Source organism: Pantoea sp. JZ2 (assembly GCF_035191405.1).
Lineage (GTDB): Bacteria > Pseudomonadota > Gammaproteobacteria > Enterobacterales > Enterobacteriaceae > Pantoea > Pantoea stewartii.
In genome coordinates, this window is record NZ_CP045247.1 from 1133610 (window position 1) to 1146436 (window position 12827).

The window sequence follows — 12827 nt, forward strand, 5'->3', positions numbered from 1 at the left end:
GATTCGGATGAATCGCCCGTTTTGTTATGGGCCGGGTCGCGGCCTCAGCGGTGGAGATTCTCTGCGGTCAGAACGCGGTTTCTACGCTGTCCACGACGCGGTAGTCGTCATCGACCAGCGGAAGATAGCGCCACTTATCAAAAGCGGTACAGGGATGAGAAATACCGCATCCTACCCAGTCGCCCGGCTGAAGGGATTCATCCGCGGGAAGGCGCAGATAGGCATGCTGATCGTTAACCTCGCTGATCGACAGATGCGTGCCGGATCGCGATGCGCTGCCGTCAGCGGCACGCATCCATAGCGGGACAGGTAAATCCTGATCGAAAGGGACATCGCGTCGGCCAAAGTCCAGCAGCGCCAGTCCCGGTTCCGGACGGGACAGTACGCGCCCCCAGATTTCCAGCGCGGCTTCAAAATGGTGGCCTGAGCCCGGCTGCGCAAAGGGGGCGATACGGGAATAGAGACCGCTGTCGTGTGCCATATACGCCCCCGAGCGAATTAAAGGCTGAACCGGTAGCGGCAGCGTGGCCTGGGTAAAGCACGCTGTCACCACATCAAACCAGGCCCCCCCACCGGCGCTCAGCAGAATGGTCTCACTCTGAAACAGCTGGCGTTCAGCCAGCAGAGTGGCGGTAGATAACATGACGTTGCAGTAGTGCTGAATTAACGCCACGCCCGCTGCATCACGCGCGGCACCCAGCGCCCCTTCATAGCCCGCGACACCGACAAGCTGCAGGTGACGACTCTGGGCGATGCGTTCAGCTATCCTCAGCACTTCCTCCTCGGTTCGGCATCCTGTTCTGCCGCCGGGAATCGATACTTCAATCAACACGGCAATGGCCGTATCGCCCAGGTTCTCTTCCAGCAGCGTGATGCCCGCCAGTGAGTCCACATAACAGAGAAAGCCGTGGTCAGGATGCTGGCGCTGCCATTCACCGATCCAGCGAATACCGGCAGGATCGACTAACTCGTTTGCCAGAAAGACATTGCGGATACCAAAGTGTCGCAGGGCACGGACCTGAGCGGGCGTGGCGGCGCTGATGCCCCATGCACCGCCCTGACTGACAGCTCGCCGTAAGATGGTCGGTGCCATCGACGTTTTACCGTGCGCCGCCAGCATGACACCTTTTTCGCGACAGAATGCCGCGAGTTGCTGCAGGTTATTCTCCAGTGCGGCCTGTTTCATGACCATCACCGGCGAAAACACCGCTGCGCTGCGCAGGACGTCGGTGCCGATCTCAAGCGGCGCCGCGCCGGTACCGGCAACGGATTTAAAACGGGGCGATGGCTGCGCGGCATCCAGCGTGGCATCCGCGTTTAGCGGAAGACGTAAAGACATAGCGGCTCCTTAATGCTCAAGAACGCGTGACAGAAACTGTTGCGTGCGTGGATTCTGGGGATGCCCGAAAATGGCGTCTGGTGTGCCCTGTTCGGCAATCACGCCCTGATCCATAAACACCACCCGGTCAGCGGTTTTGCGGGCAAAGCCCATCTCATGCGTCACCACAACCATGGTCATCCCTTCACGCGCCAGCCCGCGCATGACTTCCATGACTTCGCCGACTAATTCGGGATCGAGTGCGGAGGTCGCTTCGTCGAAAAACATGATTTTGGGCTGTACCGCCAGCGCGCGTGCGATAGCCACACGTTGCTGTTGTCCGCCCGAAAGCTGAGAAGGATAGTGGCCGGCGCGGTCAGCCAGTCCGACGCGTTCCAGCGCGGCCATGCCGCGCGCGTTTGCCTCTGCGACGGAGAGTTTCTGATCTTTAATCAAGGCCAGCGTGACGTTGCCCAGTGCCGTTTTGTGGGGAAACAGATTGAACTGCTGAAACACCATGCCGACGTGCCCACAGATATCGCGACTCCGTTTTTGATCGTGCAGCGGTATGCCGTTAACCCAAATTTCGCCGCCGTCGGCTTTTTCCAGACCGCTCATAATGCGCAGTACCGTACTTTTACCCGAACCGGACGCTCCGATCAGCACCAGAACCTCGCCCGGCGAGACATCCAGACTGATTTCTTTCAGAACCTGAGTCGCGCCGAATGACTTCGTGATCCGGCTCAGGGTAATGGCTGCATTTTTCATCATAACGGGTTCCTGGTTTGCTGGTGTTGCACCCAGCGAGAAAGCGGGTAACAAAGCGCGAAGTAGAGCAGGGCGACCAGACCATAAATCAGCACCGGCTGCCCGATACGATCAACGATGGCCTGGCCCTGATGCATCAGTTCAGACATGCCGATCATGCTGACAATCGAGGTATCTTTGATGAGCGACAGATACTGGCCGACAAGCGGGGGCAAGACGATCCCACGGGTTTGCGGCAGGATAACGCTGGTGAAGGTCTGTCGTCTGGACAGGCCGAGGATCCAGGAAACCTCCCACTGGCCTTTCGGGACCGCCTCAATGCCACCACGAAAGATCTCGGCAATGTATGCGCCCTGATAAATGCTCAGCCCCAAAATGCCTGCGGCAAACAGGTTGATGTCATAGCCAAAATACGCCACGCCAAAGTAGATAAACATCAGCGTGATCAAAACCGGTGTGCCGCGAAACAGCTCGGTATAGATCACCGCAATCTGCCGGGCGACAGGCAGACGGCTGGTCCGCAAGACGGCGGCCAGAAGGCCAAGCAAGGTACTGCCGACAATGGCGGCAACCGACAGCAACAACGTAATTATCAGACCGCGCCACAACAATGGCAGGCTGCTGAGAATCAGTTCGCTCATTGGACCGGCTCCTGTTTAGCGGAAGGTGACAGCATTTTTCTGGCCTGTGACCAGAGCGGCCTTTTTACGGCGACGACCAGCGGTGGCATGAACAGCCGACGTCCCGCAACCGTCCCTAACCACGAGAACAGGTTGCTGAGAAACAGGTAGACCAGCGCGACAACGCTAAAGGTCTGGATGTAGAGCAGCGTCCGGGCGTTAATCACGGTGGCTGTGCCCGTCAGTTCCGGCAACGCAATCGCTGACAGCAGTGAGGTGCCCAGCAACAGTTGAATCAGGTTATTCACGATAGCGGGCCAGACCGCGCGCGCTGCCTGGGGCATGACCACATTGATAAACATCTGGCGGCGGCTGATGCCCAAAATCCAGGCGGCTTCCAGCTGACCTTTAGGAACCGACTGAATCCCGGCCCGGAAAATCTCGGCCAGATAGGCTCCGACGTTAATGCCCAACGCCAGCACACCCGCCGTAAACGCACTCATGGTGATGCCCAGCGAAGGCAGCCCAAAGAACACGATGAATATTTGCAACAGCACGGGCGTGTTACGGATAAATTCAACATAGCCGTGGCTCAGCCAGCGAACAGGCGCAAAGCGGGCGGCTTTTGCCACGGCAGCCAGCAATCCCAGCGCCAGCGCCAGCATAAACGCCAGCAGCGTCACCTGAAGCGTCAGCCAGGTCGCGGCGAGAAAGGTGTCGGCATACTGCCAGAGTGTCAGCCATTGATAGCGCATAGGAAGCCTCCTTAACAGGACGCAGGACATCACCTGCGTCCTCTCTGGTCAGAACTGCGGATTCAGCGGATAGCGAGGTTTACTGCCAAACCATTTCTGGTAGAGCTGGGCATTCTCACCGGATGCATTAATTTCAAACAGGAACTCGTTGAGGTAGTTCGTCCAGATCTGATCGCCCTGTTTAACACCAAACGCGTTATATTCCAGCGGGACCAGCGCTTCGTTTGTCACTTCCAGCGTCGGATCGAGCTTGGCCTGGTAGGCGAGGAAGTTGTTATCCTCAATCATCGCATCGGCTTGTCCCTGTTTCACCGCCAGGATAGCGGCCTGAGAAGAGTCATATTCCTGAATCTTCACGTCGATCCCCATGCTGCGTACTTCGTCGCCGTTGGTCGAGCCTTTCACGGTCGCAATGGTTTTGCCCGCCATGTCGTGGGCCGATTTGATCCCGCTCGCTTTACGCACCAGCATGGCTTCACTGGCCACCACGTAGGGCTGAGTAAAGCCAATCTCTTTCGCGCGCGTCAGGTTACGGGTGAAATTACAGAACACGACATCCACTTTGTTGGTTTGCAGATTGGGAATACGGTTAGCGCTGGTGGTATTCACCATTTCCAGTTTGACGCCCATCTCTTTTGCCAGCGCTTTCGCCAGGTCGACATCGTAACCATCCGGATTACCCGCTTTATCGTAAAAACCGAACGGTGCAAAACTCAGGCAATCGCCCACCCGCAATGTGCCGCGCTGAAGAACGGTTTGTAGCGTGGATGGCGGTGCTGCACCTGCGGTTTCGTTTTTATTTTCGGTCGGTGTACAACCGGTCAGCGCCGCGACGGTGAGCAGAGCGGGAAGGAGCCGGACGAATACATTTTGCTGGAAAGTGGTATTCATATTTCTTCTCTCAAATAAAAGAGGGATATCACCAACATTATTAAATAATGTGGCGGGATATTTTTAATTATGGCTTTTCTGTTGGATGCGTTTATTTTTACCAGGCGAATAAACCGCAGCTATTATTTTCGTCCGGCATTAAAACACGTCATATCGACTTCGACTTTGCAATCCACAACCAGGTCCTGCACGCTGCAGATTCGGGCGGGCGGATGGTCGTGAAAAAGTTCACTAAACACTTTATTAAATGAACTAAAGTACCGGGCATCCGTCAGGACCGCCGTCACATGCACCACGTCCTTAATCTGATAACCCGCTTCCCGCATGATGGTCAGGCAGTTTTCAAAGGCCAGCCGTGTTTGCTCAATGATGCCGCCCTCTACGACTTCACCGCCTGTCATCGGTGTTTGTCCGGAGATATAAAGCCAGCCATCGGCTTCGACCGCACGTGCAAAAGGCAGTTTTTGTCCTCCGGTTCCGACGCCGCCTTCCGTACCGTAACGCTTGATAGTCATACTTATGCCCTTAAAATCGTCACCTTGCTTTGTCTGGTATACCGGAATTAAATCTGCAATACCGGATAGGTCGAGATTTGCACAATGTTAATTATTTTGCAATAGCGAGTAACGGGATTATTTTTTAGCATTAACGTATGGCTCACGAATATTTTTTATCAATGATTAGTTTTTTAAATTAAAAGTGATCGATGTCTCTTTTTTTAATTCAGCGTGCGCGTTTTTGGTGCCCCAATAATTAGCATCAGGAGAAAAAAGAAAAGGATGGTTATTGTGCGCGTACTCAGGTAAAAACATGTTGGCTGTGTATGATGGCGGCCTGAACCGATTTAACGTGGCGATGCCGGTAGGAGAAAAGTGGTATGCAGGAAGATAAACCCGCCAGAGCGCGCGGCGTGGACCGCGTAATTGATATTTTCCGTCAGCTGCATATTGCCCGCCAGCCGATGGCGATGCGCGAACTGATTGAAGCGACCGGTGCGCCGCGTTCCAGCGTTTATGAACTGGTTAATCTGCTGAGTGAGGCAGGGCTGGTTGAACTGGATGCAGAAGGCAGCGTGTATTTTGGCCGCGAAATGCACTATTACGGTGCGGACTACATGGCGCACAATCCTCTGATTCGCCGCGCGCATCAATTAATGATCGAGATGGTTGCTGAGCATGGCGAAACCGTGCAGCTGTGCATGCTGGAAGGCAATAAATATACGGTGGTGCTGTCAGAGAGCAATGCGCATCCTTTCAAAATCACCTCAGACATCGGCGTTAAAATTCCGATTCCCTGGACCGCAACGGGCCGTCTGCTGTTGAGTAACTGGAGTGATGAGGCGATTCTGGCCCTGATCCCCGAGGAGGATTACCGGCTGGCCAATGGTAACGTCTTAGATAAGCAGGCTTTTCTGACCGATATTCATCGGGCGGGCCATCAGGGCTATTCGATGACGGAAGGGCTGTCTGAAAGTTTTACCTGTTGTATGGCCGCCCCGATTCGCGCCCGAAACGATCTGGCCGTGGCCGCGATTTGTTTTATGGTCAGTCGGGATACGCCCGAGGAGCGACGTCAGATGCTGTTAAAAACGCTTATTAACGCGGGGCAAAAGCTGTCTGACTTTACCTGAACCGACAGAAGAGCCTGCTTCTTCTGTCGGTCACACTGACGTGCTAATAACCTTTGAGGACCGCGACTTCATCGGCTGCGCGCGTGATGTTGACGTTAGTGACCTCGTAATGGGCCACCGCAACGAAAGGATCGTCCGCCAGAATGTGATCTAACCGGGCGCGCGGCATTGCTTTGACCATAATCATGCCGCCGGTACGCGGATCCTTTCGGCCCGCAGCGATAAAGTCGCCGCTGTTAAAATGCTGATCCAGCCACGTAATGTGCGGAGCCAGCAGGGCCTCGACGTCCTCAATCGGGCGGAAATAGTTCAGGTAAACGATGTACATCGTAGCTCCTCACACTTTGGGGTTGGTTAGTTCACTCAGTAACGGCAGCAGGACTTTCACACTGTCATGGGTGCGCAGACTGATACGACCGGGCAGCCAGTGATCCAGGAAATCCAGATTGTCGCGGTCGGTCTGATGCCAGGTGGTACCGTCAGGGAAATGCCGGGAACGGCGGCGCTGTTGGTCGCCGTCTTTGCTGCCTGCGTTCCAGTTTCTGGCGGTGACATCCAGTAAGGGAAAACCTGCCGCATCGAAAGGATTGACACCGTGAAAGTCATTTTTCGTGAGCTGACGACTGGCGGCGGAAATGCCAAAACGACGCGCCAGCAGCAGGGCGCGTTCGCTGGTCTGTTTGCGTACGGCACGCGGCGTGTTCATACCGCTGTTGAAATAGAGGTGGTCGCCCGTAATCAAACTGTTGAGATCGATTACCAGCAGCGTATTCTTCTTCTCTTTCTCGCTCATGCGCGCCACATAATCGTCCATGCCATGCAGATGGGATTCGCTGGCGCTGAGCGCCACAAAGCGCACCCCGTAATGAAGCGGCTTATGGCTTAACTGCTTAGCCAGTTCCAGCATCACGCCTAATCCGGAAGCATTATCATCCACGCCTTGCAAACGCAGGCCACCCAGGCCGCGCGCCTGCTCATTGTCGCTGAGTGGAATCCAGGTATCCAGGCTGGCAATCACCAGAATTTCCTGTGGGGCGCTGCCTTCCCGTGCGGCGATCACCGAGGTCGCGGTAAGCTTGCGCCAGCGTGATGTGCCATCACGTTCCTGCCATGTGTAACCCGTATTGAACTGTCGGGTATTGGTTTCAAACCCCAGGGCCGTAAACTGATGTTGCAGGTATTCCGCCGCCATCAACTCGGCCGGGCTGCCGCTCATGCGACCGGGAAAGTACGTTGAGATATGACGGACCTGCTGTTCGGCGAAGTGTCCTGTGAGGTCGGTCAGGGCCTGAGCGCTGAAGATCACGCTGCCACCAAGCAGTGCGGCCAGGCGGAGAAAGGCAAGCATGTCGGGTTCCTTGTGGCTTATTCCTAAAAAGGAGGGGCATTTTTTGTGGCCTAGTATGAAACTGTGATGCTCATTACACAATTTGAATCGTCCTGAAAGGCCTGTAGGATCATCCGCTAAGCACATTTTGTTCTGAGCTTTTCTTTAGCGTTATTCCATTCGGTAACATCTCATTCCAATTCGTAATTTCATCTCAATTCACTAGGGAACGTATAGTCGCGATAACGCATCGTAACAACACCAGGGTTAACGTGGATTATTTGCCTCTTTTTGCCGATCTCGCGGGTCGACCTGTACTGGTCGTGGGCGGGGGAGATATCGCGGCGCGCAAGATTGAATTGCTGCGTCGGGCGGGGGCGCGCATTCAGATTGCCTCACGCGAGCTGTGCCCGGAGTTACAAACCTTACTGGATGAACAGCAGCTTGAATGGCTGGCGACGGCTTTTGAGCCTGCACAGCTAGACAAGGTGTTTCTGGTCATTGCCGCGACCGACGATAACGCGCTGAATGCGCAGGTTTATGACGAGGCCAATGCCCGCCATAAACTGGTCAATGTCGTCGACGATCAGCCGAAATGCAGTTTTATTTTCCCCTCCATCGTAGACCGCTCACCGCTGGTGGTGGCGATCTCCTCCAGCGGGACGGCACCGGTCCTTGCCCGCATGTTACGTGAAAAGCTGGAAACGTTGCTGCCGTCTCATCTGGGCCAGATGGCCGAGCTGGCGGGGCAGTGGCGTGACAAAGTCAAAGCCCGCTTCAGTCGCATGTCCGATCGCCGCCGCTACTGGGAACGGATCTTTAACGGCCGCTTTGCCAGTCAGATGGCAACAGGCGATGTTGAGGCCGCCAAAGCGACGCTGGACAGCGAACTGGGCGATCAGCCGCCCCGGCAGGGCGAGATTATCCTTGTCGGTGCCGGGCCGGGCGACAGCGGTCTGCTGACGCTGCGCGGGCTGCAGGTGATGCAACTGGCCGATGTGGTGCTCTATGACCATCTGGTCAGTGAAGAGGTGCTGGATCTGGTTCGACGCGATGCCGACCGTATCTGCGTGGGCAAGCGTGCCAGCGCGCATCTGTTACCGCAGGACGAAATCAACCAACTGATGGTGCAGCTGGCGCAGAAAGGCAAGCGCGTGGTGCGGTTGAAAGGCGGCGATCCGTTTATCTTCGGCCGCGGCGGCGAAGAGTTACAGGCCGCCCAGCAGGCGGGCATTCCGTTCCAGGTCGTGCCTGGCGTTACCGCTGCCGCTGGCGCAACCGCCTACGCCGGTATCCCGCTGACGCACCGTGATTACGCGCAGAGCGTTCTGTTTATTACCGGTCACTGTCGGCCGGACAGTGATGACATTGACTGGCCGTCCCTGGCGCGCGCGCGACAAACGCTGGCGATTTATATGGGTGCGATGAAGGCCGCCGAAATCAGTCGACAGCTTATTCTCCATGGACGCGCGGCGTCGACGCCGGTGGCGGTAATTGGCCGCGGCACCCGGTCCGACCAACAGGTTCTGACCGGCACGCTTGAACATCTTGAAACGCTGGCAGCGTCAGCGCCTTCCCCGGCCCTGCTGGTGATTGGGGAAGTGGTTAATTTACACGGGCAACTTGCCTGGTTTCAGCATTCGGCACAGCAGGGGGCTCGTGAGTCCGCCGTTGTCAATCTGGCTTGAGAGGAAAAACGATGGATCAAAAACGACTCACTCATCTGCGCCAACTGGAGGCAGAGAGTATCCATATCATCCGTGAAGTGGCAGCCGAATTTGGCAATCCGGTCATGATGTATTCTATCGGCAAGGATTCTTCTGTGATGCTGCATCTGGCACGCAAAGCCTTCTATCCGGGTACGCTGCCCTTCCCGTTGCTGCATGTCGATACCGGCTGGAAGTTTCGTGAGATGTACGAATTCCGCGATCGCACCGTAAAAGCGATGGGGGCCGAACTGCTGGTGCATCGCAACCCGGAAGGCGTGGCGATGGGCATTAATCCCTTTGTGCACGGCAGTGCCAAACACACCGACATCATGAAAACCGAAGGCCTGAAGCAGGCCCTGAACAAGTACGGTTTCGATGCGGCCTTTGGTGGCGCGCGCCGTGATGAAGAGAAGTCACGCGCTAAAGAGCGTATCTACTCATTCCGTGACCGTTTTCATCGCTGGGACCCGAAAAACCAGCGCCCGGAACTGTGGCACAACTATAACGGCCAGATTAACAAAGGCGAGAGCATCCGTGTTTTCCCGCTGTCAAACTGGACCGAGCTGGATATCTGGCAGTACATCTTCCTGGAAAACATTGAGATTGTTCCGCTCTATCTTGCCGCGCCGCGTCCGGTACTGGAACGTGACGGCATGCTGATGATGATCGATGACGACCGTATCAACCTTCAGCCAGGTGAAGTGATTAAACAGCGCATGGTGCGTTTCCGTACCCTGGGATGCTGGCCGCTCACCGGTGCGGTGGAATCTGAAGCGCAAACCTTGCCTGAGATTATTGAAGAGATGCTGGTTTCGACCACCAGCGAGCGTCAGGGCCGGGTAATTGACCGCGATCAGTCCGGTTCGATGGAACTGAAAAAACGTCAGGGTTATTTCTAAGGAGACGCCAGATGAATACCGTAATTGCACAACAAATTGCCGAACAGGGCGGCGTTGAAGCCTGGCTGACCGCACAACAATACAAAAGCCTGCTGCGTTTTCTGACCTGCGGCAGCGTGGACGATGGGAAAAGTACGCTGATCGGTCGCCTGCTGCACGACACCCGACAAATCTACGAAGATCAGCTGTCGTCATTACAAAGTGACAGTAAACGTCATGGTACGCAGGGCGAAAAACTGGATCTGGCCCTGCTGGTGGATGGCCTGCAAGCCGAGCGTGAGCAGGGCATCACCATTGACGTCGCTTACCGCTATTTCTCTACCGAGAAGCGCAAATTCATCATTGCCGACACGCCGGGGCATGAGCAGTACACCCGCAATATGGCGACGGGGGCATCGACCTGCGATCTGGCTATTCTGCTGATCGACGCCCGTAAAGGCGTGCTGGACCAGACCCGCCGCCACAGCTTCATTTCCACTCTGCTGGGAATCAAGCATCTGGTCGTGGCGATCAACAAAATGGATCTGGTGGACTATCAGCAGTCTGTGTTCGAGCAGATCAAACAGGATTATCTCGATTTTGCCGGACAACTGCCCGACGACCTGGATATTCGTTTCGTGCCGATGTCGGCGCTGGAAGGCGAAAACGTCGCCTCACAGAGTCAAAGCATGCCCTGGTACACCGGTCCGACCTTACTGGACGTGCTGGAAACGGTGGAGCTGAACGCAGTCGTCGATCATCAGCCGATGCGGTTTCCGGTGCAGTACGTTAACCGTCCCAATCTTGATTTCCGGGGTTATGCCGGTACGCTCGCGTCCGGGACCGTAAAGGTGGGCCAGCGGGTTAAAGTGCTGCCCTCCGGCGTTGAATCGACTGTTGCCCGCATCGTGACCTTTGATGGCGATTTGCAGGAGGCGGGCGCGGGTGAAGCCATTACGCTGGTTCTCAATGATGAGATTGATATCAGTCGTGGCGATCTGCTTGTGGAGGCAAGCGCGGAACTGCGTGCGGTTCAGTCAGCCACCGTCGATGTGGTGTGGATGGCAGAGCAGCCGTTACAGGCCGGGCAAAGTTACGATGTAAAAATTGCGGGCAAAAAAGCGCGCGGTCGTGTTGAAAAGGTCATTCATCAGGTTGAGATTAACTCGCTGGAAAAACGCGAGGCGGACAGCCTGCCGCTGAATGGCATTGGTCTGGTGACGTTTACCTTTGACGAACCGCTGGTGCTCGACAGCTATCAGGATAACCCGGTCACCGGCGGAATGATTATCATCGATCGTCTGAGTAACGTGACCGTCGGGGCTGGGCTTATTCATGAGCCGCTGGCCGATAACCCCCAGCAGCACGGTGAATTTAGTGCGTTTGAACTGGAACTGAATGCGCTGGTTCGTCGTCATTTCCCGCACTGGAATGCACGCGATCTGCTGGGCGGTCAGTAATGGCCCGGCATGATGAAAATGTCGTATGGCATGACCATCCCGTCACGCGCGATGCGCGTGAACAGCAGCACGGCCATCAGGGCGTGGTGCTGTGGTTCACCGGCCTTTCGGGGTCGGGAAAATCCACCGTGGCTGGCGCGCTGGAACAGGCGTTGCACCGCATCGGCGTCAGCACCTATCTGCTGGACGGCGACAACGTGCGTCATGGCCTGTGCCGCGATCTGGGCTTTAGCGATGCCGATCGCAAAGAGAATATCCGCCGGGTAGGCGAAGTCGCAAAACTGATGGTGGATGCGGGGTTAGTGGTGCTGACCGCGTTTATCTCACCGCATCGGGCCGAGCGTCAAATGGTGCGTGATCTGCTGGATGAAGGGCGGTTTATTGAGGTTTATGTCGATACACCGTTGGCAGTCTGTGAAGCGCGCGACCCGAAAGGGTTATATAAAAAAGCCCGCGCGGGCGAATTGCGAAATTTTACCGGTATAGACAGCGTTTATGAAGCGCCGGAACAGCCAGAAATCCGGCTTAATGGGGAACAATTGGTTACAAAACTGACGCCCCAATTATTAGATCTGCTGCGCCAGCGCGATATTATCAGTTCCTGAACAGACAGCGGCAGAGCGCATTCCGTTTTGCCGCCTTCGCGTTGACAGGATATTTATGCAGAATATAACCCCCATGCTGGCACGCAAAGACTCACGTACGCCTGATGAACCGCGTTCGGTGTTACCGGGTGGTATCATTGGTTTCGTATGTTACTGGTGTGCGCTGGCCATTCCTTTCCTGTTGTACGGCTCCAGTACGCTGTTTTTCTTTCTCTACACGTGGCCCTTTTTCCTGGCGCTGTTTCCGGTTTCCGTCCTGACGGGCATGGTACTGAGTACCTGGCTGCGTGGGCAATGGATATGGACCTCCCTGATATGCGTTATCGCTGTCGCCCTCCAGTTCTGGATACTGTTCCTGTTTCTGTCACGCTGGTAACGGCGTTGATGTCTAAACGCACCAGCAGGTTACAAAAGTTTTCCGGTCTTGTGCCTTCTCATTCTTCTCCTTTTTTTGCTCAGGCGAACGGCATTAGCAGGCATTTTCGCTGCCAGTGTGGAGTCCTGAGTAAAGTTATGGGATGATTGAGCCGTTTTTAGGGGGCGGGATGGGAAAACTGACGTTACTGCTACTGGTGCTGCTTGGCTGGCTGCAATATTCCTTGTGGTTAGGCAAGAATGGTATCCATGATTTTACGCGCGTCAGCGATGACGTGGCGGTACAAAAGGCGACAAACGCCAAACTTAAAATGCGTAACGATCAACTGTTTGCCGAAATTGACGATCTCAATGGCGGCTCTGAAGCGATCGAGGAACGCGCACGCAGTGAATTAGGCATGATTAAGCCGGGTGAAACCTTCTATCGTCTGGTGCCTGACCAGAACAAACGCAACGCGCAACAAGCTGCGCAAAACCAACAACGATAAAAC

15 protein-coding genes are annotated in these 12827 nt (G+C 55.5%); 7 read left to right on the forward strand and 8 right to left on the reverse strand.

The window, feature by feature from the left end; translation table 11 throughout:
- Nucleotides 1-67: 67 nt before the first annotated feature.
- The 6 genes from GC087_RS05550 to GC087_RS05575 all read right to left on the reverse strand — a co-directional run bounded on the left by GC087_RS05550 (nucleotide 68) and on the right by GC087_RS05575 (nucleotide 4867).
- Nucleotides 68-1339: an alanine racemase gene (locus GC087_RS05550; RefSeq protein WP_324029891.1), complete on the reverse strand. Its 1272-nt coding sequence runs from the start codon at nucleotides 1337-1339 to the stop codon at nucleotides 68-70.
- Nucleotides 1340-1348: 9 nt separating this feature from the next.
- A complete protein-coding gene (locus GC087_RS05555) occupies nucleotides 1349-2086 on the reverse strand; it encodes an amino acid ABC transporter ATP-binding protein (RefSeq protein ID WP_324030584.1) in 738 nt (245 codons plus the stop codon).
- On the reverse strand, nucleotides 2086-2727 hold the full coding sequence (locus tag GC087_RS05560; RefSeq protein ID WP_006120747.1) for an amino acid ABC transporter permease: 642 nt from the start codon (nucleotides 2725-2727) through the stop codon (nucleotides 2086-2088). Before GC087_RS05560 ends, GC087_RS05555 begins: the two co-directional genes overlap by 1 nt.
- Nucleotides 2724-3461, reverse strand: a complete 738-nt coding sequence (locus tag GC087_RS05565; protein WP_039338355.1) for an amino acid ABC transporter permease — start codon at nucleotides 3459-3461, stop codon at nucleotides 2724-2726. The genes GC087_RS05560 and GC087_RS05565 overlap by 4 nt, the downstream gene beginning before the upstream one ends.
- 48 nt (nucleotides 3462-3509) lie before the next feature.
- Entirely contained in the window at nucleotides 3510-4352 is an 843-nt protein-coding gene (locus GC087_RS05570) for an ABC transporter substrate-binding protein (RefSeq protein WP_039338353.1), read from the reverse strand.
- Between the two features lie 122 nt (nucleotides 4353-4474).
- Complete coding sequence (locus tag GC087_RS05575; RefSeq protein ID WP_033739549.1) at nucleotides 4475-4867, reverse strand: RidA family protein; 393 nt, start codon at nucleotides 4865-4867, stop codon at nucleotides 4475-4477.
- A 362-nt stretch (nucleotides 4868-5229) separates the two neighbouring features.
- On the opposite strand from GC087_RS05575, the gene GC087_RS05580 reads away from it, so the two are divergent.
- On the forward strand, nucleotides 5230-5982 hold the full coding sequence (locus GC087_RS05580; protein WP_033739547.1) for an IclR family transcriptional regulator: 753 nt from the start codon (nucleotides 5230-5232) through the stop codon (nucleotides 5980-5982).
- 43 nt (nucleotides 5983-6025) lie between these two features.
- On the opposite strand, the gene GC087_RS05585 is transcribed toward GC087_RS05580, so the two are convergent.
- Both GC087_RS05585 and GC087_RS05590 read right to left on the reverse strand, forming a co-directional pair.
- Nucleotides 6026-6310, reverse strand: a complete 285-nt coding sequence (locus GC087_RS05585; protein ID WP_033739545.1) for a YciI family protein — start codon at nucleotides 6308-6310, stop codon at nucleotides 6026-6028.
- A gap of 9 nt (nucleotides 6311-6319) precedes the next feature.
- The gene (locus GC087_RS05590; RefSeq protein WP_006120741.1) at nucleotides 6320-7330 is read right to left on the reverse strand and encodes an aminopeptidase; all 1011 of its coding nucleotides are present in this window, start codon (nucleotides 7328-7330) and stop codon (nucleotides 6320-6322) included.
- A 251-nt stretch (nucleotides 7331-7581) separates the two neighbouring features.
- On the opposite strand from GC087_RS05590, the gene cysG reads away from it, so the two are divergent.
- The 6 genes from cysG to ftsB all read left to right on the forward strand — a co-directional run bounded on the left by cysG (nucleotide 7582) and on the right by ftsB (nucleotide 12824).
- Nucleotides 7582-8997, forward strand: coding sequence for a siroheme synthase CysG (gene cysG, locus GC087_RS05595; RefSeq protein ID WP_033739542.1), 1416 nt, complete (start codon nucleotides 7582-7584; stop codon nucleotides 8995-8997).
- Between the two features lie 11 nt (nucleotides 8998-9008).
- Nucleotides 9009-9917: a sulfate adenylyltransferase subunit CysD gene (gene cysD, locus GC087_RS05600; RefSeq protein WP_006120739.1), complete on the forward strand. Its 909-nt coding sequence runs from the start codon at nucleotides 9009-9011 to the stop codon at nucleotides 9915-9917.
- 11 nt (nucleotides 9918-9928) lie between these two features.
- On the forward strand, nucleotides 9929-11356 hold the full coding sequence (cysN, locus tag GC087_RS05605; RefSeq protein WP_033739540.1) for a sulfate adenylyltransferase subunit CysN: 1428 nt from the start codon (nucleotides 9929-9931) through the stop codon (nucleotides 11354-11356).
- Nucleotides 11356-11961, forward strand: coding sequence for an adenylyl-sulfate kinase (gene cysC, locus GC087_RS05610; protein WP_033739539.1), 606 nt, complete (start codon nucleotides 11356-11358; stop codon nucleotides 11959-11961). The genes cysN and cysC overlap by 1 nt, the downstream gene beginning before the upstream one ends.
- Nucleotides 11962-12016: 55 nt before the next feature.
- Nucleotides 12017-12337, forward strand: a complete 321-nt coding sequence (locus GC087_RS05615; protein WP_006120736.1) for a DUF3561 family protein — start codon at nucleotides 12017-12019, stop codon at nucleotides 12335-12337.
- Between the two features lie 169 nt (nucleotides 12338-12506).
- Nucleotides 12507-12824: a cell division protein FtsB gene (ftsB, locus tag GC087_RS05620; RefSeq protein ID WP_006120735.1), complete on the forward strand. Its 318-nt coding sequence runs from the start codon at nucleotides 12507-12509 to the stop codon at nucleotides 12822-12824.
- Nucleotides 12825-12827: the final 3 nt, after the last annotated feature.